This is a genomic window from Falsiroseomonas stagni DSM 19981 (genome assembly GCF_900114315.1).
Classification (GTDB): Bacteria; Pseudomonadota; Alphaproteobacteria; order Acetobacterales; family Acetobacteraceae; genus Falsiroseomonas; species Falsiroseomonas stagni.
This window is the reverse complement of sequence record NZ_FOSQ01000018.1, coordinates 57,282-77,623: the sequence shown is the minus strand read 5'-3', so window position 1 is coordinate 77,623 and position 20,342 is coordinate 57,282. Positions and strand designations below refer to the sequence as shown.

At 70.2% G+C, this 20,342-nt stretch carries 20 protein-coding genes; 5 read left to right on the top strand and 15 right to left on the bottom strand.

Annotation, left to right across the window (positions count from 1 at the left end; genetic code table 11):
- Window positions 1-77: 77 nt before the first annotated feature.
- The 4 genes from BM041_RS27260 to thrC are packed head-to-tail and all read right to left on the bottom strand — an operon-like array spanning window position 78 to window position 4,510.
- On the bottom strand, window positions 78-389 hold the full coding sequence (locus BM041_RS27260) for a hypothetical protein (RefSeq protein WP_175534198.1): 312 nt from the start codon (window positions 387-389) through the stop codon (window positions 78-80).
- A 53-nt stretch (window positions 390-442) separates the two neighbouring features.
- Window positions 443-1,774 (bottom strand): TldD/PmbA family protein, encoded by a 1,332-nt coding sequence (locus BM041_RS27255; RefSeq protein ID WP_092963078.1) that lies wholly within the window; start codon window positions 1,772-1,774, stop codon window positions 443-445.
- Window positions 1,771-3,048 (bottom strand): M16 family metallopeptidase, encoded by a 1,278-nt coding sequence (locus tag BM041_RS27250; RefSeq protein ID WP_092963077.1) that lies wholly within the window; start codon window positions 3,046-3,048, stop codon window positions 1,771-1,773. The genes BM041_RS27255 and BM041_RS27250 overlap by 4 nt, the downstream gene beginning before the upstream one ends.
- A 58-nt stretch (window positions 3,049-3,106) precedes the next feature.
- The gene (gene thrC / locus BM041_RS27245; RefSeq protein ID WP_092963076.1) at window positions 3,107-4,510 is read right to left on the bottom strand and encodes a threonine synthase; all 1,404 of its coding nucleotides are present in this window, start codon (window positions 4,508-4,510) and stop codon (window positions 3,107-3,109) included.
- 193 nt (window positions 4,511-4,703) lie between these two features.
- Here thrC and BM041_RS27240 point away from each other — a divergent pair, with 193 nt between their 5' ends.
- Entirely contained in the window at window positions 4,704-5,657 is a 954-nt protein-coding gene (locus BM041_RS27240) for a Bug family tripartite tricarboxylate transporter substrate binding protein (RefSeq protein ID WP_092963075.1), read from the top strand.
- Between the two features lie 7 nt (window positions 5,658-5,664).
- Here the strand turns inward: BM041_RS27240 and BM041_RS27235 are convergent, their stop codons facing one another.
- The gene (locus BM041_RS27235) at window positions 5,665-6,528 is read right to left on the bottom strand and encodes a class I SAM-dependent methyltransferase (protein ID WP_092963074.1); all 864 of its coding nucleotides are present in this window, start codon (window positions 6,526-6,528) and stop codon (window positions 5,665-5,667) included.
- Between the two features lie 409 nt (window positions 6,529-6,937).
- On the opposite strand from BM041_RS27235, the gene BM041_RS27230 reads away from it, so the two are divergent.
- Window positions 6,938-7,708, top strand: a complete 771-nt coding sequence (locus BM041_RS27230; RefSeq protein WP_092963073.1) for an FkbM family methyltransferase — start codon at window positions 6,938-6,940, stop codon at window positions 7,706-7,708.
- A gap of 229 nt (window positions 7,709-7,937) precedes the next feature.
- Here the strand turns inward: BM041_RS27230 and BM041_RS27225 are convergent, their stop codons facing one another.
- Window positions 7,938-8,978: an MBL fold metallo-hydrolase gene (locus BM041_RS27225; RefSeq protein ID WP_092963072.1), complete on the bottom strand. Its 1,041-nt coding sequence runs from the start codon at window positions 8,976-8,978 to the stop codon at window positions 7,938-7,940.
- 150 nt (window positions 8,979-9,128) lie between these two features.
- Here BM041_RS27225 and BM041_RS27220 point away from each other — a divergent pair, with 150 nt between their 5' ends.
- Window positions 9,129-10,229, top strand: a complete 1,101-nt coding sequence (locus tag BM041_RS27220; protein WP_092963071.1) for an NAD(P)/FAD-dependent oxidoreductase — start codon at window positions 9,129-9,131, stop codon at window positions 10,227-10,229.
- Window positions 10,230-10,281: 52 nt separating this feature from the next.
- On the opposite strand, the gene BM041_RS27215 is transcribed toward BM041_RS27220, so the two are convergent.
- The 3 genes from BM041_RS27215 to BM041_RS27205 all read right to left on the bottom strand — a co-directional run bounded on the left by BM041_RS27215 (window position 10,282) and on the right by BM041_RS27205 (window position 12,308).
- Window positions 10,282-10,992, bottom strand: a complete 711-nt coding sequence (locus BM041_RS27215) for a metal-dependent hydrolase (RefSeq protein WP_092963070.1) — start codon at window positions 10,990-10,992, stop codon at window positions 10,282-10,284.
- A gap of 115 nt (window positions 10,993-11,107) precedes the next feature.
- Window positions 11,108-11,521 (bottom strand): PaaI family thioesterase, encoded by a 414-nt coding sequence (locus BM041_RS27210; RefSeq protein ID WP_092963069.1) that lies wholly within the window; start codon window positions 11,519-11,521, stop codon window positions 11,108-11,110.
- 70 nt (window positions 11,522-11,591) lie between these two features.
- Entirely contained in the window at window positions 11,592-12,308 is a 717-nt protein-coding gene (locus BM041_RS27205; RefSeq protein ID WP_092963068.1) for a TetR/AcrR family transcriptional regulator, read from the bottom strand.
- A 164-nt stretch (window positions 12,309-12,472) separates the two neighbouring features.
- On the opposite strand from BM041_RS27205, the gene BM041_RS27200 reads away from it, so the two are divergent.
- Window positions 12,473-13,459, top strand: a complete 987-nt coding sequence (locus BM041_RS27200) for a Bug family tripartite tricarboxylate transporter substrate binding protein (protein ID WP_092963067.1) — start codon at window positions 12,473-12,475, stop codon at window positions 13,457-13,459.
- A 12-nt stretch (window positions 13,460-13,471) separates the two neighbouring features.
- Here the strand turns inward: BM041_RS27200 and BM041_RS27195 are convergent, their stop codons facing one another.
- The 3 genes from BM041_RS27195 to BM041_RS27185 all read right to left on the bottom strand — a co-directional run bounded on the left by BM041_RS27195 (window position 13,472) and on the right by BM041_RS27185 (window position 15,993).
- Window positions 13,472-14,038, bottom strand: a complete 567-nt coding sequence (locus BM041_RS27195; RefSeq protein WP_245762288.1) for a rhodanese-like domain-containing protein — start codon at window positions 14,036-14,038, stop codon at window positions 13,472-13,474.
- 165 nt (window positions 14,039-14,203) lie between these two features.
- Window positions 14,204-15,004, bottom strand: a complete 801-nt coding sequence (locus tag BM041_RS27190) for an SDR family NAD(P)-dependent oxidoreductase (RefSeq protein WP_092963066.1) — start codon at window positions 15,002-15,004, stop codon at window positions 14,204-14,206.
- An 11-nt stretch (window positions 15,005-15,015) separates the two neighbouring features.
- The gene (locus BM041_RS27185; protein WP_092963065.1) at window positions 15,016-15,993 is read right to left on the bottom strand and encodes a Bug family tripartite tricarboxylate transporter substrate binding protein; all 978 of its coding nucleotides are present in this window, start codon (window positions 15,991-15,993) and stop codon (window positions 15,016-15,018) included.
- A 119-nt stretch (window positions 15,994-16,112) separates the two neighbouring features.
- On the opposite strand from BM041_RS27185, the gene BM041_RS27180 reads away from it, so the two are divergent.
- Window positions 16,113-17,150: an amidohydrolase family protein gene (locus BM041_RS27180; RefSeq protein WP_092963064.1), complete on the top strand. Its 1,038-nt coding sequence runs from the start codon at window positions 16,113-16,115 to the stop codon at window positions 17,148-17,150.
- Between the two features lie 54 nt (window positions 17,151-17,204).
- On the opposite strand, the gene BM041_RS27175 is transcribed toward BM041_RS27180, so the two are convergent.
- The 3 genes from BM041_RS27175 to BM041_RS27165 are packed head-to-tail and all read right to left on the bottom strand — an operon-like array spanning window position 17,205 to window position 20,319.
- Window positions 17,205-18,275 carry a mandelate racemase/muconate lactonizing enzyme family protein gene (locus tag BM041_RS27175; RefSeq protein ID WP_092963063.1) on the bottom strand — a complete coding sequence of 357 codons (1,071 nt, stop codon included), beginning with the start codon at window positions 18,273-18,275 and terminating at the stop codon, window positions 17,205-17,207.
- Window positions 18,276-18,292: 17 nt separating this feature from the next.
- Entirely contained in the window at window positions 18,293-19,243 is a 951-nt protein-coding gene (locus BM041_RS27170) for a LysR family transcriptional regulator (protein WP_139226203.1), read from the bottom strand.
- A gap of 59 nt (window positions 19,244-19,302) precedes the next feature.
- A complete protein-coding gene (locus BM041_RS27165) occupies window positions 19,303-20,319 on the bottom strand; it encodes an LLM class flavin-dependent oxidoreductase (RefSeq protein ID WP_175534197.1) in 1,017 nt (338 codons plus the stop codon).
- Window positions 20,320-20,342: the final 23 nt, after the last annotated feature.

Here is a 20,342-nt window from a genome sequence, read left to right as displayed (position 1 = left end):
ATGATCCGCCCCTTCCGCCCTCAGGCGCAGCGAATCACACATCGACAGCGCACCAACATCACCATCGAGTCAGCCATTCAGGGCGCTGGTATCAGTTCGGACCAGAAGCGCGTGACCCAGGGCTGCTGCCGCAGCAGCGCCTGCGTCCGCAGCGCGGGATCGGGCGCCCGGGCGGGCTCCGCTTCCGGGAACCAGGGCGCCGGCGGGCCGGGGTCTTGCACCGGGATGGCCAGGGGTGCCGGTTCAGGGCCTGGCGCCGGCGCGGGCCGGAACCGCTCCGGCTCGAACACCCGGTCCAGCAGGTCGATTCGCCGCAGCCGCGCATCGATGCCATGCGCGGCCTCGCAGGCCGGCAGCAGTGCCAGTAACACCAGGGGCCATCGTCGCATGGCCCCGCAACGGCCACGCACCCGAACGGATGCGCGATGTCGCGCAGGCGTGACTACGCCCCGGCCAGCGTCAGCCCCTCGATCCGCAAGGTGGGCGCATCCGTGCCCCGCCGGAACACCAGGTCATTCGCCGCGGTCAGGTTGAGGAAGATGTCCTTCAGATTGCCCGCGATGGTGATCTCGCTCACCGCTTCCGCCAGCGCGCCGTCGCGGATCATGAAGCCCGCGGCGCCGCGGCTGTAGTCGCCCGTCACGCCGTTCACGCCCATGCCGATCAGGTCGGTGACGTAGAGCCCCTCCCTGATATCGGCCATCAGCGCCTGGGGCGTCAGCGTCCCCGCTTCCAGCCACAGATTGGAAGCCGCCGGCCCCGGCGGCCCGCTGGTGCCGCGGCTGGCATGGCCGGTGGAGGCGAGCCCCAGCTGCCGCGCGCTGCGCCAGTCCAGGATGAAGGTCGTCAGCACCCCATCCTCGACGATCGCGCGCGGCGTCCCCGCCATGCCTTCCCCGTCGAAGGGACGGGACCGCAGCCCGCGCCGCCGCAGCGGGTCGTCCTTCACCGTCAGCCCCTTGGCCAGCACCTGGGTGCCGACGCGCCCCGCGAGGAAGCTCGTCCCACGCGCGACCGAGGCCCCGTTGATGGCCCCCAGCAGGTGCCCGAGGATGGAGGACGACACGCGCGGGTCGAACACCACCGGGATGCGCGCCGTCTTCGCCCGCACCGGGTTCAGCCGCGCCAGCGCCCGCTCCGCCGCCCTTCGCCCGATCGCGACGGGGTCGTCGAGATCCTCCAGGTGGACGACCGAGGAGAAATCGTAGTCCCGCTCCATCCCCGTCCCGCTGCCCGCCAGCGCGGTGCAGGAGATGCCGTGGGAGGTTCGCGAATAGGCCGCCGCGAAACCCGCGCTGGTGGCGAGTGCCACCCGCACCCGGCCCCAGGAGGCATCCGCCCCCTCGCTGTTCGTCACGCCGGGGACGGCCAGCGCCGTCTCCTCCGCCGCCGCCGCGCGGGCGATCAGTTCCTCCGCGCTCGGCTCGCTCAGGTCGTCCAGGTCGAGCGGCCCGGCATCCCGCGGTGCGTCGAAATGGTCGGCCAGCCCGCCAAAGGGATCCTCCGGCACCACCCGCGCCATCGCGACGGCCCGTTCCGCCAGCGCCGCGAAGCCCTTCGGGTCCGCGACGGTGGTGGAGACGATCGCCTGCCGCTTGCCGACGAAGACCCGCAGCCCGAGGTCGAAGCCCTCCGACCGTTCCAGCTGTTCGATCTTGCCGAGACGGCGAGACACGGAAAGCGAGGCGTTCTGTACGTGCAGCGCATCCGCGCTGTCCGCACCAGCGCGCTTCGCTGCGGCAACGAGGTCCGCAAGCACCTCAAGATTGTTCATGCCGCCAGCCTCTGCGCGATCTCCGCCAGCCCCGGCACCTTGCTCGCCGGGCCCAGCGCCGTCAGCGTCGGCGGCGCGCGGAACATGCGCGCGGCCGCTTCCTGCACCTGCGCGACGGTGACGCCGGCGATGCGCGCCTTCGTCTCCTCCACCGGGATGATGCGGCCATGCACCTGCAGCTGCCGCGCCAGCTGTTCGCAGCGGCTGCCCGTGCTCTCCAGCGACATGAGGAGCGAGGCGCGAAGCTGCGCCTTGGCGCGGTTCAGCTCATCCTCCGTCACGTCGGTCTGCACCTTCAGCAGCTCCGACAGCGTCACCGGCACCAGCTCCTCCGCCTGGTCCTCGCCCGTGCCCGCATAGACCGCGAACAGCCCATGATCCTGGAAGGGGGAGGCGAAGGAGTAGATGGAGTAGACGAGGCCCCGTTTCTCCCGGATCTCCTGGAACAGCCGCGACGACATGCCGCCGCCCAGCAACGTCGAGAGAAGCTGCGTCGCCGTATGCAGCTTGTCCGTCGCGGAAACCGACGGAAATCCCAGCACCAGGTGCACCTGGTCGAGGTCCCGTTCCTCCCGGAACTCGCCGCCCGTGTAGCGGGAAGGCTCCATCGCCGCCTCGGCGGCCGTCGGCAGGTCGCTGAAATGCATCTGCACGAGGTCGAGCAGCGCCTCATGCTCCAGCGCGCCGGCGGCCGCGACCACCATGCGGCTCGGCCCGTAGTGGCGGCGCATGTAGCCGGTCAGGGCTTCCCGCGTCATGGCGGAGACCGTCTCCTCCGACCCCAGCACCGGCCGCCCCATCGCCTGCTCGGCATAGGCGGTGGACTGGAAATGATCGAAGACGATGTCGTCCGGCGTGTCGTTCGCCTGGCCGATCTCCTGCAGGATCACGCCGCGCTCGCGCTCCAGCTCCTCCGGCACGAAGGAGGAATGGCTGAGGATGTCGCCGATGATGTCGGCGGCCAGGCCCACATCCTCCTTCAGCACCTTGGCGTAGTAGGCGGTGTTCTCCCGTGACGTGTAGGCGTTCAGATGCCCGCCGACATTCTCCATGTCCCGCGCGATGGTGGCCGCATCCCGCCGTTCCGTGCCCTTGAAGGCCATGTGCTCCAGGAAGTGGGAGACACCGTTCTCCGCCGCCGCCTCGTGCCGCGTGCCGGCATTCACATAGGCGCCGATGGAGACGGTCTCCACGCGCGGCATCCTCTCCGACACCACGGTCAGGCCGTTCGGCAGGCGGGTCAGGCGGATGGCGTCGTTCTGGGATTCGGGCATGGGTCTTGTTGTCCTTGTGCCCCCGGGGGCGCCGAGAGGCGTTGGTTCGGGGCCGCCTTCAGGCGGTGTTGCGCCGGATATGGGCCCGCACGAAGGATTCCACCTGGCCGAGATCATTCGGCAGGCGCGTGAAACGCTCCGGCCGGTCATAGAGGTCCGCCAGCCGCGGCGGCAGCGGCGCCTCCAGCCCCGTGGCCTGGCGCACCGCATCCGGGAATTTCGCGGGATGCGCGGTGGCGGCGACGATCACCGGGATGGCGGGGTCGGCGGGCGGCACATGCATCGCCGCGGCGATGCCGATCGCGGTGTGCGGATCGGCCAGGTAGCCCTGGCCATGCAGCCTCGTGATTTCCTCGAGTGTCCCGGGATCGTCCAGCGCGAAGCCGCGGAAGACCTGGCAGGCGCTTTTCCAGGCGGCATCCGGGATCGGCATCTTCCCCTCCGCCCGGAAGCGGCGCATCGCCTCCGCCGTCGCCTTCGCGTCGCGGCCCAGCATCTCGAACAGCAGGCGCTCGAAATTGGAGCTGACCTGGATGTCCATGGACGGGGAGTGAGACGGCTCCACCGCGCGGGCCGACATGTCGTTGCCCGTGATCCAGCGCACCAGGATGTCGTTGCGGTTGGACCCGACGATGAGCTGGGAGATCGGCAGCCCCATGCGCCGCGCCGCCCAGGCCGCGAGCACATTGCCGAAATTGCCCGTCGGCACCGCGAAGGCCACTTCCCGGTCCGGCGCCCCCAGGGCCAGGGCGGAGGCGACGTAGTACGGGATCTGCAACGCGATCCGCGCCCAGTTGATGGAATTCACCGCGGAAAGCCGGACCTCGCCGCGGAACTCCGCATCGGCGAACATCGCCTTCACCAGGTCCTGGCAATCGTCGAAGGACCCGTCCACGGCGATGTTGGCGACATTGTCGGCCATCACCGTCGTCATCTGCCGGCGCTGCACCGCGCTTGTCCGCCCCTCGGGGTGCAGGATGACGATGTCGATGGCGCTGCGATCGCGGCAAGCCTCGATGGCGGCCGACCCGGTATCGCCGGAGGTCGCGCCGACGATCGTCACACGCTCCCCCCGCCTCGTCAGCACATGGTCGAACAGCGGGCCGAGGGCCTGCATCGCCATGTCCTTGAAGGCGAGCGTCGGGCCGTGGAACAGTTCCAGCGCAAAGGTCCGGTGGTCGATCTGCACCAGCGGCGCGACGGCGGGGGTGGAGAAGCTGGCATAGGCCCGCTCCAGCATCGGCCGCAGCGTCGCCTCATCCGGCTGGCCACCCGTGAACAGCGACAGGATGCGGGCCGCCAATTGCGGATAGGGCAGGCCACGCAGCTTGCGCCACTCGGCGCTGGTCAGCACCGGCCAGGTTTCGGGGACGAAAAGCCCGCCATCCTCGGCCAGGCCGGCCAGGAGCACGCCTTCGAAATCGCGGGGCGGCGCATCGCCGCGGGTGGAGATGTAGCGCATGGGCCGCAACCTAGTGCGGCGGGGGCCGGCGGGCGAGGGGAGGCGCGGGTGATTCAGGGGAGGGCGCTGCCCTCCCCAGACCCCACCTGCCAGGGCCGAACCGGCCCTGGACTGTCATCAGATTGAATCCAAACACAAAACAGCACGGCACGCGCATTGCTGGACCAGGCGCGAAACGAGCGGAAACCGACCGATGCGCGCGCTGCTTGCCCTGTTCCTGGTCATCCCCGGCCTGGCCCTTGCCCAATCCGGGCCCGCCATCCGCATGATCGTCCCCTTCGCGCCCGGCGGCGCCAGCGACGTCACGGCGCGGATCGTGGCGCCCCCACTCTCCGCCGCGCTCGGCCGGACCATCGTGGTGGAAAACCGCCCCGGCGCCGGCGGGATGCTGGGGGCGGAAGCGATGGCCCGTGCGGCGCCCGACGGCAACACCATCGGCATCTCCAACACCTCCCCCCACGGGATCGTGCCCCTCGCCGCCGCCAACCCGCCCTACGACAGCGACCGCGATTTCACCCACATGGCGATGGTGGCGGAGACGCCGACCGTGCTGCTGGTGCCCGCCGCCAGCCCCTACCGGACCCTCGCGGATTTCCTGGCGGCGGCGAAGACACGCAGCCAGGGCCTGAGCTTCGCCTCCACCGGCGTCGGATCGCTCCAGCACCTGCAAGGGGAGATGCTGGGCAGCCTGACCGGCGCCCGCCTGGTCCATGTGCCCTATCGCGGCACCGGCCCCGCGCTCCAGGACCTGATCGGCGGCACGGTGGACAGCCTGCTCACGCCCCTCGCCGGCACCACCGGCGCCATCACCGGCGGCCAGGCCCGCGCGCTGGCCGTCTCCTCCACCGACGCCTTCGCGCCCCTGCCGGGGGTGCCGACCTACGCCTCCCTCGGCTTCCCGGCGCTGTCCGCCACGTCCTGGACGGGCGTCTCCGGCCCCCGAGGCATGGACCCGGCCTTCGTCGCCCGGGTCAACGCCGCCATGGCGCGCATCGTGGCAGAGCCCGACACGGTGCAGCGCCTGGAAGCCGCCGGGCTCTACCCGCCGGCCCGCGCCCTGACGGCGGCGGAATTCCAGGCGGTGGTCGCGGATTTCGCGCGGATCTGGGCGCCGGTGGTGAAGGCGGCGGGGGTGCAGCAGAACTGAGGAAGCCTCACCGCAGCCGGGCCAGCCAGCGCCGCCAGGCTGGCAATGGCGGGGCGATCGGGTCCTCGGGATCGCAATCGGCACGGCTCTGGCTGCGCGTGTGATGGGCGGCTGTGCGTGCGGCCAGGCGGGCACCCAGGCCGGGTGGCACCGCCGGCCAGTCCGCGCCACGCGGCACCAGGACGCCCGCCGCCGGCCGGCCGAACCCCGCCGCCACGTCGTCCGCCCACCGCGGATAGCGGCAGGCTTCCAGGAAGCGCAGCGTCTCCGGCAGGTCCCGCACCCGGCCGGATCGCGCGATCCAGCGGATGTCCAGCCCTGTCTGTTCCAGGAAGCGGAACAGGGCCAGCATCTCGTTGAACAGCCAGGTATCGTAGTTCACCGCCTCATCCAGGTGGATCGCCGTGCCGGGGGCGATCAACGGCGCCAGCCCGACCAGGCCCTGGTGGGCGGAGATGTAGATATCGCAATCCAGGTTCAGCAGGGCGACGGGTGCTGTCGCCGTGGCGGCGAAGCGCCGGACCGTCTGGTCGAAGAAGCCTTCATGGAACGTGCAGTTGCGGGGCAGGCGCGGTGCCGCGGGGATGGCGAAATCCTGCTGCCAGTCCGGGCGGCCATCCTGGGGGAAGCCGACCAGGCTGTCGAAGCCGTGGAAGTGCCGCCATGGTTGCTGCCGTGCCGAGCGGCGAAGGCTGCGGCCACGCCACACCCCGAGTTCCACGCCGAAGCCTTCTCGCGGTGCCGCGGCCAGTGCGGCGTCAAGACACCCGTAGCGCCCGCGCGCCACTGGCGCGGCGGCAAGGGCAGGAAGGCTTGCCATCAGGAAGGCCGCATAGCGCTCCTGGTCGAGCTCGGCATTCGAACCATCCAATCCGGCAGTCCCCAACCCCTCGTCACGATCATGGAAACCGAGCAGTACCGACCGCGGCGCCGCGCGTGGTTCCGCATTTCCGTCTGGTGGGGGGTGATAGGATGGTTCGATAAAGCAACGCAATGGGCGGCGGCGCCCTCACGCCGTCCAGGCCACCATCGTCGCCCGCGCGCCTTCATGCCTCATGGTCAGCGCCCGCTGCGTCGTCGCCGAGCCGTTGACGAACAGGGTCCCGCATCCGCCCCTGCTCGATGATCGCCCGAGGGCGTGAGCGACGAGGCTCAACCTGGTTGCCAAGGCTTTCAGGCGCGGTGAGCGGTCCAGAGGGGAAGTTTGCGGGCATCCCGATTGGGGGTTAATTCCCATCCCTGCGGCAGAGTTGCAGCGTATCGGTGGTTCGCCGAGTTGGATGGACGTAGTCGTGACAAGCTGGAAGCGCCGGATCGCCAACGCGATTGAACAGGTATCGGGTGCCTTGGTCATTCCGCCGCACGAGGTGCATCTGGGTCCGGAGCGGATGCACCTGCGCCGGTTCTTCAAGCATTTTGGAGTCGACTGCGTCTTCGATATCGGCGCCAACGCCGGACAGTATGCCGAGATGTTGCGAGAGGCGGTCGGCTTTCGCGGCCCGATCATCTCCTATGAGCCGATCCCCGAGCTGGCTGCCCAGTTGCAGCGGCGCGCTGCCGGGGATCCAGGCTGGCACGTAGAGGCGCTGGCGCTTGATCGGGAGGCCGGGCCGGCCTTGTTCAACGTGATGGCGGATTCGCAGTTCAGCAGCCTGCGCCAGCCTTCCCAGGACCAGCCCGGGATCTTTCGCGCCGACAACCTGGTGCGCCGGCAGGTCCCGGTGCTGCGGACGACACTGGCTCGGGAGTTCGCCAGGTGGCAGGACCGGCTGCACTTCAGGCGACCGTTCCTGAAGATGGATACGCAGGGGAACGACCTGGCCGTGGTGGAGGGTGCCGAAGACGCCTTGCAGTCTTTCGTCGGGCTGCAGAGCGAACTGGCCATTCGCCGGCTGTATGAGGGTGCCGCCGGCTACGCCGAGACCATCGCCGGCTACGAGGCCCGTGGCTTCGAGCTCAGCGCGCTCGTGCCGAACAACGCCGGGCATTTCCCGCTACTGGTCGAGATCGACTGCCTGATGTACCGCCGGGATGCCGCGCAGGTGGGATGATACGCGGCCTGTGAAGCAGGAAGCGCGGATCGTCCATGTCGCGCCCCGCCCGTGGTGTTCCATCCGGGCCTTTTCCGCCCCTCCGGCACGACCAGACTTGCCGATGCAACCAGCACCGGCGGCACCCGGCGCCTGGCAGGGTCAGAAAATCCCCTGCGGACCCTGAGCCGCCGGCATTCCCAAACGGTCTCTGAACCGGCCCGGGAATTCAGCGGCATTCGGGCCGCCCTCACGCCGTCCAGGCCACCATCGTCGCCCGGGCGCATTCATGCATCACGGTCAGCGCCCGCTGCGTCGTCGCCGTGCCGTTGACGAAGAGGTTCTCCCCCCCGCCCCGCATCCGATCCAGCTTGATGATCGCCTGGTCGAAATGGCTGTGGTTGGACAGGAACACGTCGATGTTCCGCTGCCCCGCCACGTCCCGCGCCCGTGCGGTGCCGTCGATGTAGCTTTGCAGCCGGGGGATGCGGTCCGGCTGCCGGCCGAAATTGAAGGAGGTCCCGCCCCACAGCATCGCCCGGTGCGTGGCCGCGCCCTGCTTCAGGTCGAAGATCAGGCTGATGGTGCCCCGCGTATGGCCCGGGGTGGACAGGATGTCGACCACCGTATCCCCCAGCCTCACCTGGCTGCCGTCACTGACGGAGATGTCGCGCCGGGGCGGGCGGCCGAGCTCCGGCCGGTCGAACTCCAGCTGGCCGGATTCCATCATCTGCCAGTCCACCTCGCTCGCCACCACGCGGGTGCCGTAGCGGCGGCTGAAATGGCCGCAGCCGCCGTAATGGTCGGCATGGCCATGCGTCACGATCACCAGCTTCACCTGGGCGGGGTCCAGGCCGAGGCGACGCAGCCCCCCCTCCACGTCCCGCTCGACCATGGCGTCATTGTCCATGCCATCGATCAGGATGATGCCGTCGCTGGTCAGCAGCGCCCAGGCGCTGACCCAGTGGTTGCCCAGGAAGACGAGGTTTTCGAAGGCCCGGGCCGGCGGGGGCGTCGGCATGGCGCGCAGGTCATTGGGGGAGGGCAGGCGCAGCCCCGGGGTGGGGGCCGCTTCCTCGCCCAGGCGCAGCAGGTGCCGCAGGTCGTCCCCCGCCGCCTGGCGCGCTGCCTCCAGGTGCCGCTGCACGCCGGCGGATTGGGCCACGGCCTCGCTGATCGGCAGGCCGGAGGCGACGCAGCAGGCGCAGCCCATCGCCAGCAATTGCCGGCGGCTCGGCGTCACGGCCTCGGCCCGCAGGGTCGTCGTGGCGCGCTTCCTGAAGATGGACATGGGGGTTCCTCCGTCTCTTGCCGGCATGCTGCACCCGCCGGCCGCGCCGTGCCAACGGCAAACGCGCCCACCCTCGTGACGCGGCCGGACCTTCCCAAGGACCGCCCTTCTGCCCTACCCATCGGGGAAACCAACAGGCCGGGAACGACGATGGAAGAGGTCGAGTGCGTGGTGGTGGGCGCGGGCGTGGTCGGCATCGCCGTCGCGCGCGCCCTGGCGCTGGCGGGGCGGGAAGTCCTGGTGCTGGACGCGGCCGAGGGCATCGGCACGGAGACCTCCTCCCGCAACAGTGAGGTCATCCACGCCGGCATCTACTACAAGGCCGGCAGCCTGATGGCGAAGACCTGCGTGGCCGGCAAGAAGAAGCTCTATGCCTATTGCGCCGAACGCGGCGTGCCCCACAGCAATTGCGGCAAGCTCATCGTCGCGACCAGCCAGGCGGAGGCCGAACAGCTGGAGGGCATCCGCCAGCGCGCCGCGGTGAATGGCGTGGACGACCTTCGCCTCATCTCGGGCGCGGAGGCGCGGGCGATCGAGCCGATGCTGACCTGCACGGCGGCCCTCGTCTCCCACACCACCGGCATCGTGGACAGCCACGCCTTCATGCTGGCGATGCAGGGGGATGTGGAGCATGCCGGCGGCATGTTCGTCTTCCACGCGCCGGTGGAGGGTGTGACCGTCACCAATTCAGGCTTCGCGCTCCAGGTGGGCGGCGCGGAGCCGATGCAGTTGCACACGCGGATGCTGGTGAATGCGGCGGGCCTGCATGCACCGGCGCTGGGCCGGAAGATCGCGGGCCTGCCGCCCGAGCATGTGCCGACGGCCTATTACGCCAAGGGCAACTACTTCACGCTGGCGATGAAGTCCCCTTTCAGCCGCCTGATCTATCCCGTGCCCGTGCCGGGGGGGTTGGGCACGCATCTGACCATCGACCTCGGCGGCCAGGCGCGGTTCGGGCCGGATGTCGAGTGGATCGACAGCATCGAGTACAGCGTCGATCCGCGGCGCGGCGACAGCTTCTACGAGTCGATCCGCCGGTGGTGGCCGGAATTGCCGGATGGCGTGCTGGCGCCGGGCTATTGCGGCATCCGCCCGAAGACGGTGCCGAAGGGCGCGCCCGGCCAGGATTTCGTGGTCCAGGGCCCCGCCGTCCACGGCGTCCCTGGCCTGGTCAACATGTTCGGCATCGAGAGCCCCGGCCTGACGGCCTCGATGGCCCTGGCTGACGAGGTCCTGCTGGCGTTCGGCTAGACTCGAAAAGCCCTCTCCCCAGCGGGGAGAGGGTTGGGTGAGGGGAGATCCCTTACACCGTGAAGGGCACGCCGATCTCCGGCACCAGCACCTTCGCCTTCGCCCCTGCCATGGCGCTGACGAAGGCGTCTGGCGTCGCCGCCAGCATCCCGAAGGTGCCGAAGTGGCAGGGGATGGCCGTCGTCACGCTCGGCAGGAAGCGGTTCACGGCGAGGGCGCCGCGCTTGCCGTCCATGGTGAAGCGGTCGCCGACCGGCACGAAGGCGACGGAGGGCTTATGCAGCTCATCGATCAGCGCCATGTCGGAGAACACGTCCGTGTCGCCCATGTGGTAGATCGTGGGCTCGCCCGCGATCTTCGGCGTCACCACCAGGCCACCCGGCAGGCCGAGGTCCTGCGTGATGCCGTTCTCGTCCATGACGGCGGAGGAGTGAAAGGCGATGGTCATGGTGGTCGTGAACTCGCCCTGGTCGGTCGTGCCGCCGGTGTTCATCGGGTCCATGGCCTTCAGCCCCTTGCGGGCGAGGAACATGCAGATTTCGAAATTGGCGACGATTTTGGCGCCGGTGCGTTCATGGATCGCCAGCGCGTCGCCGACATGGTCGCTATGGCCATGGGTGATCAGCACATGCGTGGCGCCGGCGGCGGCCGCGACGGGGTCGCCCTTGAAGACCGGGTTGCCGGTCAGGAAGGGGTCAATCATCACGACGGCGTTGCCGAATTCAAGCCGATAGGCCGAATGGCCGAACCAGGTGACCTTCATCTGTCTTCTCCCGAAGCGTATGACGCCTGTCTAGCAAAGGCGCGCCCCGGGCGCAGCCCGGTCACTAATGTCCATGGCGCAGCCCGGTCACTACTGCCCATGGCGCAGCCCGGGGTCAGCCCTTGGGCGACAGCACCTTCCATATCCCGCTCGCCGCCAGCACGGGCTTGCCGCCCTGGGTCAGCATGCCGCGGATGAAGACCACGCTGCGGGTCTGCCGGGTGATGTCGCCGCGCACCTCCACGAACAGGTTCATGTCGCCCGGCGCCAGGTAATGCAGGTCGAGCTGGATGGTCGCGATCGGCACGCGCCCCACGGCTTCGCGCACCGTGCGGCCCAGCGAATGGTCCATGTAGGTCGCCAGGATGCCGCCATGGATCACGCCGCGGCCGTTGTTCAGCGCCGCGTTGGGCTGGAAGCCCAGCGAGAAGCCGGTGGCGTCCGTCCGCAGCCACATGGGGCGGAGGAATTCGGGCAGGCCCCAGGCCTCGGTCTGTTCCCAGCCTTCCGTCGCGGGGTCGAAGCTCATGCCGTCGGGGTCTCGTCCATTGTCCCGCACACCATGTCGCTCGGCGGGGGCGAAGGCCAGGGGAGGGGCCTCAGCGGCGTCCCCCGCGCGGGCTGCCGGCCCGCGGGGGGCGGGCGGCGGCCTGGCGCGCGACCTTGCCGGCGGCCTTGCCCGGGGGCGGGGAGCCAGGCCTGGCCTGCGCCATCGCGAGCACCAGCGCCGCCATCTCCTCCGCCAGGGCCTCGACGGAAAGCCGCCCCTGCGGCCGGTACCAGACATAGGCCCAGCCCACCATGCCGCCGATGGCGAGTGCCGCGAGCCGCGGATCGGCGATCCGGAACTCCCCCGTCGCGGTGCCTTCCGTCAGCAGCCCGGCCAGCTTGCGGTCGAAATCGCGGCGCATCTGGCTGATGCGCTCATAGTCCCGCGGCAGCAGGTTCTTCTCCTCCCGCGTGAAGATGGCGATGTATTTCTGGCTCTGCAGCACCGCCGTCACGAAGCGCCGGCCGAGGGCGTCCAGCTTCTCCGTCGGCGTGGCGTCGGCCATGGCCAGGGCGCCTTCCATGGCCTGCAGGGCCGCGGCGACGCCGCGGGAGCAGATCTCGGCGAGCAATTCGCTCTTCGCGCTGAAATGCGCGTAGATGAAGGGCTTCGTGACACCCAGCCGTTCCGCCACGGCGTCCAGTGTCGTGTTCTCGTAGCCACGTTCGTAGAAGAGTTCGACGGCGGCGGTGAGGATACGCTCACGCTTCAGCGCGGCGACCTCATCCCTGATGCCCATGGCGGGCGCGGGGCTGGATGGCGACATGAGGGGGAGGAACGGCCTTCGTGCAGTCGAGTCTCGATGTCACCTGTATAGCCCATACAGGTTGAAGGCCAGCATGAAGGCGGGTTTGCGCGACCGCCGCATTGCGTTTCGCGCGCCGTTCCGCGCAGCATGACGGGGTCTTTCATCCAGCACGGGACAAGCCGATGCCACGCCTGACGCGACGCCAAGTGCTGGCCGCCACACCCCCGCTGATGATCCCCGCGCTGCAAGGCCCTGCGGCGCAGGCCCAGCCGGCCTTTCCGGGCCGGCCCGTCCGGCTGGTCTCCGGTTTCGCGCCGGGCGGGGCCACCGATGTGCTGGCGCGCAGCATGGCGGACCGGCTGACGGGGCTGTGGCGGCAATCCGTGGTGGTGGAGAACCGGCCCGGCGCCGGCGGCAACATCGCCGCCGAATACGTCGCCCGCGCCGCGCCGGACGGGCATGTGCTGCTGCTCGGCACCTCCGCGCAGGTGCAGTCGGCGGGGCTGTTCTCCCGCCTGCCCTACCACCCGCTGCGGGACTTCACGCCGCTGCTGCTGATGGCGGGCTACCCGGTGGCGCTGGTCGTGCATCCCGCCCTGCCGGTGCGCAGCCTGGCCGACTTCATCGCCCTGGCCCGGACGCGGCCCGGGGAGGTGACGCTCGCCTCCTCCGGCATCGGCAACACGCCGCATCTGGCGGCGCTGCTGCTGGCGCAGATGGCGGGGGTGGAGTTCACGGTGGTGCAATACACCGGCGCCGCGCTCGGCCAGGCCGCGGTGCTGAACGGGGAGGTGAATGGCGCCTTCCAATCCATGCTGCTGGCCAAGCCCGCCGTCGAATCGGGCCGGGAACGCGCGTTGGGCACCACGGGGGCCGCGCGCTGGCCGGAGATGGCCGATGTGCCGACCATCGCCGAACAGGGCTATCCGGGCTTCGAGGCCGGCAGCTGGTTCGGCATCCAGGGGCCGCCCGGGATGGCGCCTGGCCTGGTGGCAAGGCTGCATGGCGACCTGGCCACCGCCTTCGCCGACCCGGCGCTGCGGGCCCGCCTGGCCGCCGCCGGATTCGGCCTGCGGGAAGCCGGCCCCGCCGCCTTCGCCGCGCTGATGGAGGAGGAATTCACCCGCTGGGCGCGAGTGCTGCGCGAAGCCGGAATCCGCCCGGAATGAGCGGCGCGCCCCTCAGGCCCGGGCGGAGAGCACGGAGAGGAAGCGCCGGTTCCAGGGCATCTGGCGCAGGACCTGGACCACGCCGACCTGGCCCGTGACGCCCCCGAAGACCAGGAAGGCCCCGACCATCACGACGATCAGGTGGAACCATGGGGAGACGAGGAGGCCCAGCACCTCGCCGAGGATCAGCAGGCTGCCGACGGCGATCTGCCCCTGGCGCGCCAGGTCGATCGGCCGTCCCTCCTCCTCCACCACCGGCAGCCCGGCGGCATGCCAGGCATCCAGCCCGCCTTCGATGACGCAGACATGGCAGCCCGGCACGCGGGCCAGCAGCCGCGGCCCATTGGCTTCGGTGCGCGCGCCGGTCCGGCAGTGGAACAGCACCGTGGTGCCCGGCGTCACCGCCAGCGCCACCTGTTCCAGCCGTGACAGGGGCAGGTTGCGCGCCCCCGGGATGCGGCGAAGCGCATGTTCATCCGATTCACGGACATCGACGAGGACCGCGCCCTCATCTCGCATCAGGCGGACGGCTTCGGCAGGCACGACACTGCGCGGCATGGGCATCCAGTCCCTGGTCATCGCGGTGGTGACAAAGCGGGCTCTATCTGTCTCATGATTGGCGTCAGGTCCAGTATAAACAGGGTTCCCACCAGTATCGACGACGGCGATCGCGACGCATTAATCAGGAACTGGGACGTCATCTCTCGAATATGCGTCAGTCACGATAATGAGGCGTGCGGCCCCTCAACCGCAGCGCACCGACATGCCGCCATCCACCACCAACTCCGTGCCCGTGATGAAGCGCGCCTCGTCGGAGGCGAGGAACAGCACGGCATTCGCGGTGTCACGCCCATCGCCGGCGAAGCCCATCGGGATGCGCGCGATGCGGGATTTGATCAGCGCCTCCACATCGCCGCCCGCGCGCTGGCCGGCCAGGCGCGTTTCCACCATGGGTGTATGCATCTGCCCCGGCACCACGGTGTTCACGCGGATGCCCTTGGTCGCGTACTGGATGGCGACGACCTTTGACATCTGGATGACGCCGGCCTTGGAGGCCGCGTAGGCCACCTGCGCCGCGCCGGTCCAGCGGATGCCGCTGGTGGAGGCCAGGTTGACGATGGCGCCGCCGCCCTGGTCCACCATCACCGGCAGCACATGCTTGCAGCCCAGGAACACGCTTTTCAGGTTGTGGTCGATCTGCGCGTCCCAGACTTCCTCCGCCATCTCCACCGGCCCGCCGGCGGCCGATCCGCCGACATTGTTGACCAGCACGTCGATCCTTTTGTGTTCCGCCACGATGTCGCGGATGATGGCGGCGACGCTGTCGCTCTCCGTCACGTTGCCGGTCACGGGAATGAAGCGGCCGCCCGCTTCCGCCGCCTTCGCCGCCGTCTCCTCCATTGCCGCAGCGTTGCGGTCCACGCCGATGACGGTCGCACCCTCCCGCGCGAAGCCCACCGCGATGGCGCGGCCATTGCCCCAGCCTGGCCCCACCGATCCCGCGCCGGTCACGAGCACGACCTTGCCGGCAAAACGCTGAGTCATCCGTTCATTCCTCAATCGAGCACGATGTTCGCGGCCTGCGCCACGCGCCGCCAGCGCGCGATCTCGGCCCGCTGGAAGGCGCCATAGGCCGCGGGTGAATTCGCCACCACGGTGTAGCCGCCCGCTTCCAGCGTGGCCGCGTTGGAAGGCTCCTTGAGCACGGCGGCGATCTCCGCGCTGATCGTCTCCAGCAGCGCCGCCGGAATGCCGGCCGGCCCCATGACCGCCTGCCAGGAGGAGACGTTGAAGTCGGGCAGCCCGGCCTCCGCCGCCGTCGGCACCTCCGGCAGCAGGGGGCTGCGTTCGGCGGCGGTGACGAGCAGCGCGCGCAGCCTGCCCTCCCGCACCGGGCCGATGATGCTGCCGAGCCCCTGGAAACTGACCTGCACCGTCCCCGCCAGCTGGTCCATCACCGCCGTGGCGCCGCCGCGGGAGGGAACATGCGTCGCTTCCGTCCCCGTCAGCTGCGTGAACAATTCCATCGTCAGGTGAGGGGAGGATCCGATGCCGCTGGTGGCATGGAACACCTGGCCGGGCCGCGCCTTCATCCAGGCGATGAGTTCCGGCAGGTTGCGCACCGGCGCGACCGAGGGGTTCACCACCAGCACATTCGGCGTCGTCACCGCCAGCGTGACGGGCGCGAAATCCACCAGCGGATCATAGCCGGGATTGCGGTACAGCACGGCATTCAGCGCGAAGGCACCGATGGAGCCCACCATCAGCGTGTGCCCGTCCGGCGCCGCGCGCATCAGCAGCCGCGCCGCGAGTTGCCCATTGGCGCCAGGCCGGTTCTCAACCACCACCGGCTGGCCGCGACGCTCCGACAGCCTGGTGTTGATCGCCCGCGCGGCGATGTCGGAGGCGCCGCCCGGCGCGAAGGGCACCAGCAGCGTCACGGGCCTGGTCGGCCAGGCGCCCTGCGCCAGCGATGGCGTGGCCATCAGCCCCGCGACCAGCCCCATGCCCTGCCGGCGGGTGATCCCTGCCATGCGCTTCCTCCTGCTTCTTCTGGCGCCCAGGGTTACGGCGCTTCGGCCCCCCCGGCAACCGCTTGCCAGAAGCGCCGCGCGCTCTACCCTTCGCCGCCAAGAAATCCCCGAGGAAGCGCATGAGCCGCAACACCCAGCACTACATCCCCGTGCGCGCCGATTGGCTGGCGGGGGCGCGGGAGGAGGCGCTGGACCCCGCGCAGCCCATCGTCGATCCGCACCACCACCTCTGGGACCGTCCGGGCTGGCGCTACCTGCTGGATGACATCCTGGCCGATATCCGAAGCGGGCATGATGTGCGCGCCACCGTGATGGTGCAGGCCCGCGCCATGCATCGCGCCGAGGGGCCGGAGGCGATGAAGCCCGTGGGCGAGACCGAATTCGCCAACGGCGTCGCCGCCATGTGCGCCAGCGGGATCTATGGCGATGTGCGCGTGTGCGCCGGCATCGTGGGGTTCGCGGACCTCACGCTGGGCGATGCCGTGCGGCCGGTGCTGGATGCGCACATCGTGGCCGGCGGCGGCCGCTTCCGCGGCATCCGCCACATCGCCACCTGGGACCCCGACCCCGCCTTGCTCAACCCCGCCTATACGCCGGCGGAGGACATGATGGCGTCGGACGCCTTCCGCGCAGGCTTCGCGCAATTGGCGGCGCTGGGCCTCAGCTTCGATACCTGGATCTACTTTCATCAGATTCCGCGCCTTGCGGCCCTGGCACGGGCGTTTCCGCAGGTGCCGATCGTGCTGGACCATTGCGGCGGCATCCTCGGCATCGGGCGCTATGAGGGCCGGCGCGATGCTGTGCATGCCGAATGGCTCGGCCATATGCGGGACCTCGCCACCTGTCCGAATGTGATGGTGAAGCTCGGCGGCCTTGGCATGCGCCTGCCCGGCTTCGGCTTCGAGGATGGGTCGAGGCCGCCGGACAGCGCGACGCTCGCTAGCGCCTGGAAGCCCTGGATGGAGCCGGTGATCGAGCTGTTCGGCACCGGCCGCTGCATGTTCGAGAGCAACTTCCCCGTCGACAAGGGCAGCTACGGCTATGGCGAGGGCTGGAACGCCTTCAAGCGCCTGGCCGCCGGCGCCAGCACGGCAGAGAAGGCCGACCTGTTCTGGCGCAGCGCGACGAAGTTCTACCGGCTGCCCGGTGTCGCCTAGGCCTCTCCCTCCCCCGCGCTTGCGGGGGAGGGTCGGGGTGGGGGTCTGCGCGCCCTACCAGACCGGTCTCAGTCCCAGCCCCGGCCCCGCCGGCACGCTGATGAACCCGTCGCGGATTTCGAGCGCCTCGCCATAGGGCGGCGCGGCGAGGTCCGCGAAATAGACCTCGATCGGCTCCGCTTCGCGCACCGCCGCCAGCAGGTGCAGCGTGGCGAGCAGCCCGGGGCCGAAATAGGGGGAATGCGGCACCACCGAGATGCCGGCATCCCGCGCCATCGTCACCACGTCGCGCAGCGCTGAGACGCCCCCATGCTTGGTGACGCTGGGCTGCGCGACATCGACGGCGCCGGCCGCGATCAGGCGCCGGAAATCATGCGGGTTCGCCAGGTTCTCCCCGGCCGAGATGGGGTGCCCCTCAGCGCGCAGGATTGCCATCGCGCGGAAATCTTCCGGTGGCCAGGTCGGCTCCTCCACCCAGCGCACATTCATCCCCGCCACCGCGCGACAGAAGGCGCGCGCCTGATCCAGCGTGTCCCAGGCGCAGTTGATGTCGAGCATCAGGGGGATGTGATCGGGCGCCGCCGCGCGCGCCGCGCGGATGCCGTCCAGCGCCACCTCATGCAGCTTGATGGCGCGGTAGCCGCGCCGCACCGCTTCCGTGACGTTGCGCGCGACGGCGTCGGGATCATCGTAGCGCAGCAGGCTGGCATAGGCGGCGACGCGCGGGCGGTTCGCATCGCCCAGCAGCGCGTGCAGGGGCTTGCCGGCGCGCTGGGCCGCGATGTCCCACAGCGCGATGTCGATGGCGGAGATCGCGAAGCTCACGGGCCCGTTGCGGCCGAAATTGTGGAAGCGGCGTTCAAGCAGGCGCGTCAGCGCGGGGATGTCGCGGGACTCCTGGCCGATGCAGGCGGGTGCGACCACACGGTCCAGCGCATCGCGCGTGGTGTCGACCAGGGTGAAGCCGAAACCCTCCCCGAACCCCGCCAGCCCGTCGGTGGTCTCGACCCGCACCAGCAGCGTGTCCATGCTGCGGAGCTTCAGGTTGCCGCCCTGGCTGGCCGCGCCGGCGCCATAGGTGAAGGCGCTGCGATGCACGCGGCTTTCCACGCGGGCGATGGTCATGGCGGTTCCCCCTGGAGTCAGGGCCGCATCCTGGCATCCATCGCCGCCCGCGTCTCCCGGTCGGTCTCCGCCAGCAGCGCCTTGACGCGTTCCGCCAGCACCGCGGCCGCGACGGGTAGCGCACGTTCCCGCCGCGCCAGCAACGCCAGCCGCCCCGCCTTCACCTGCGGATCGACCAGCGGCACGAAGACCAGTTCCCCCGTCGCGAGTTCCGCGCGGATGCCGATGGGCGACCGCATCGCCAGCGCCAGCCCTGCCCGGACCAGCGCCGCGACGGCGCCGGGCGAGTTCGTCTCCGCCACCTCCGTCCGCTGCGCCCAGCGCCGCACCAGCCCATGCGCGTCCGGCTGCGCGCCGATGCCGTGCTTCAGCATCACCACCGGCTCCGTCGCCAGGTCACTGAGGCGGAGCGCCGCGCGCGTCGCCAGCGGGTGTTCGGGGCGCATCACCGCGCCGATCGGCACCGCGGCTTCGCCCAGGACGGTAACGTCGGGATGGCGCTGCGGATGCATGGCCAGGCCGAGGTCGCACTGCCCCTCCGCCACCGCCTGCACCACAGCGGGGCCGGTCATCACGTCGATCCCGAAGCTGACGCGGGGGAATTCCTGGTGGAAGGCCGCCAGCAGCGGCGGCAGCACGTCCCGGATGATGCCATCCTCGCTTGCCAGCCCGACCCGCCCGCGCCGCAGGCCGCGCAAATCATCCAGTTCGGACAGCGCGCGGTCCAGCAGCTGGTCGATCTCCCGCGCATGGCGGTACAGAACCTCCCCCGCGCCGGTCAGGCGCACGCCATCGGCCATGCGTTCGAACAGCCTGCATTGAAGCTGGTCCTCCAGCTTCAGGATCTGGCGATTGATGGCGGAAGGCGCGACGCGCAGCGATTCCGCCGCCTGGCGCATCGACCCGCAGCGCACCGTCTCCCGGAAGTAGCGGAGGGCGCTGAGATGGACATGCATGAAGCTCGACACGCTCGCCCCCACGCTGGATGGACGAGCCTAGGACAGGAAAGGGGCGATGGCGACCCGGATCACGCGATGGCCGGCTGCGCCGCGCGTTTCAGCAGCGGCTTCACCGCATGCTGGATCAGCGCCATGGAACGCCGCACCGCATCCGTCCGCAGCCCCGGCACCTGCACCATGAGGTCGAGCCGATCCACCCCCGTCGCCGCGACATAATCGTTCAGCAGCCCCGCCACTTCCTCCGGCGACCCGATGATGAAGTTCACGCCGAGCGCGCGCTCCTCCAGCGTGCGCGGATCGGCGGCCAGCAGGCCCTTGGCGATGGCCTCCGAATGATAGCCCTTGCCGCCCATCTGGCCGAGGTAGAGCGCCAGCGCCTCATCCGCGTCGCGCATTGCCACCGCATGGCTCTCGGCGACGAAGACCAGGCGGACGCCGCGGACGAGCCCGGTGCCGCCAGCGGCGCGATAGGCCTGGACGATGGCGGCCTGGATCGGCGGCAGTTCCGCCTGGCCGACCACCAGGTTGATCCCGGCATTGGCGATATGGGCCAGCGTCGCCTGGTCCCGCGCCGCGGCCCAGATGCGCGCGGCGAGGTCCGGGGCCGGGGCCGGGGAGATCGGCGCGCCCCCCGCCGTGCCGCTGAGATGCGCGACGATTTCCGTCAGCAGGCCGCGGAACAGCGCCGCCTTCGCCTCCCGCGCCGGATCGCCGGGCTTCACATCGGGGGTGGAGCCGAGGCCAACGCCGAATTCCGCGCGCCCGCCGCTCAGCAGGTCCAGCAGGCTCATCTCCTCCGCCGTCCGCTGCGGCGGGGTGGTGGAGAGGATGCGCACGCCGGTGCCGAGCGCGATGCGCGTGGTCTTCGCCGCAAGATGGGCGAGGAACATCTCGGAGGCCGGGATGCGGCCGTAGAAGCGCGCGCCGGGCCGGACATTGTGGTGTTCCCCGATCCAGACGCTGTCGAAGCCGAGTTCCTCGGCCAGCAGCGTCTCCTCGATCGCGATGGCGACGGCTTCCGCGTCGCTGGTCGCGTGCGCCGCCCACATCTGGTTCATGATGCCGAGCGCGTTGCTCTTCAGCATGGCGTATGGTCCCCGTGTTCTGG

Bases quoted from the DNA above. Each gene is read 5' to 3' on its own strand.
- BM041_RS27260 (WP_175534198.1), bottom strand. From the start codon at position 389: ATGCGACGATGGCCCCTGGTGTTACTGGCACTGCTGCCGGCCTGCGAG.
- BM041_RS27255 (WP_092963078.1), bottom strand. From the start codon at position 1,774: ATGAACAATCTTGAGGTGCTTGCGGACCTCGTTGCCGCAGCGAAGCGC.
- BM041_RS27250 (WP_092963077.1), bottom strand. From the start codon at position 3,048: ATGCCCGAATCCCAGAACGACGCCATCCGCCTGACCCGCCTGCCGAAC.
- thrC (WP_092963076.1), bottom strand. From the start codon at position 4,510: ATGCGCTACATCTCCACCCGCGGCGATGCGCCGCCCCGCGATTTCGAA.
- BM041_RS27240 (WP_092963075.1), top strand. From the start codon at position 4,704: ATGCGCGCGCTGCTTGCCCTGTTCCTGGTCATCCCCGGCCTGGCCCTT.
- BM041_RS27230 (WP_092963073.1), top strand. From the start codon at position 6,938: ATGGACGTAGTCGTGACAAGCTGGAAGCGCCGGATCGCCAACGCGATT.
- BM041_RS27225 (WP_092963072.1), bottom strand. From the start codon at position 8,978: ATGTCCATCTTCAGGAAGCGCGCCACGACGACCCTGCGGGCCGAGGCC.
- BM041_RS27220 (WP_092963071.1), top strand. From the start codon at position 9,129: ATGGAAGAGGTCGAGTGCGTGGTGGTGGGCGCGGGCGTGGTCGGCATC.
- BM041_RS27215 (WP_092963070.1), bottom strand. From the start codon at position 10,992: ATGAAGGTCACCTGGTTCGGCCATTCGGCCTATCGGCTTGAATTCGGC.
- BM041_RS27210 (WP_092963069.1), bottom strand. From the start codon at position 11,521: ATGAGCTTCGACCCCGCGACGGAAGGCTGGGAACAGACCGAGGCCTGG.
- BM041_RS27205 (WP_092963068.1), bottom strand. From the start codon at position 12,308: ATGTCGCCATCCAGCCCCGCGCCCGCCATGGGCATCAGGGATGAGGTC.
- BM041_RS27200 (WP_092963067.1), top strand. From the start codon at position 12,473: ATGCCACGCCTGACGCGACGCCAAGTGCTGGCCGCCACACCCCCGCTG.
- BM041_RS27195 (WP_245762288.1), bottom strand. From the start codon at position 14,038: ATGACCAGGGACTGGATGCCCATGCCGCGCAGTGTCGTGCCTGCCGAA.
- BM041_RS27190 (WP_092963066.1), bottom strand. From the start codon at position 15,004: ATGACTCAGCGTTTTGCCGGCAAGGTCGTGCTCGTGACCGGCGCGGGA.
- BM041_RS27185 (WP_092963065.1), bottom strand. From the start codon at position 15,993: ATGGCAGGGATCACCCGCCGGCAGGGCATGGGGCTGGTCGCGGGGCTG.
- BM041_RS27180 (WP_092963064.1), top strand. From the start codon at position 16,113: ATGAGCCGCAACACCCAGCACTACATCCCCGTGCGCGCCGATTGGCTG.
- BM041_RS27175 (WP_092963063.1), bottom strand. From the start codon at position 18,275: ATGACCATCGCCCGCGTGGAAAGCCGCGTGCATCGCAGCGCCTTCACC.
- BM041_RS27165 (WP_175534197.1), bottom strand. From the start codon at position 20,319: ATGCTGAAGAGCAACGCGCTCGGCATCATGAACCAGATGTGGGCGGCG.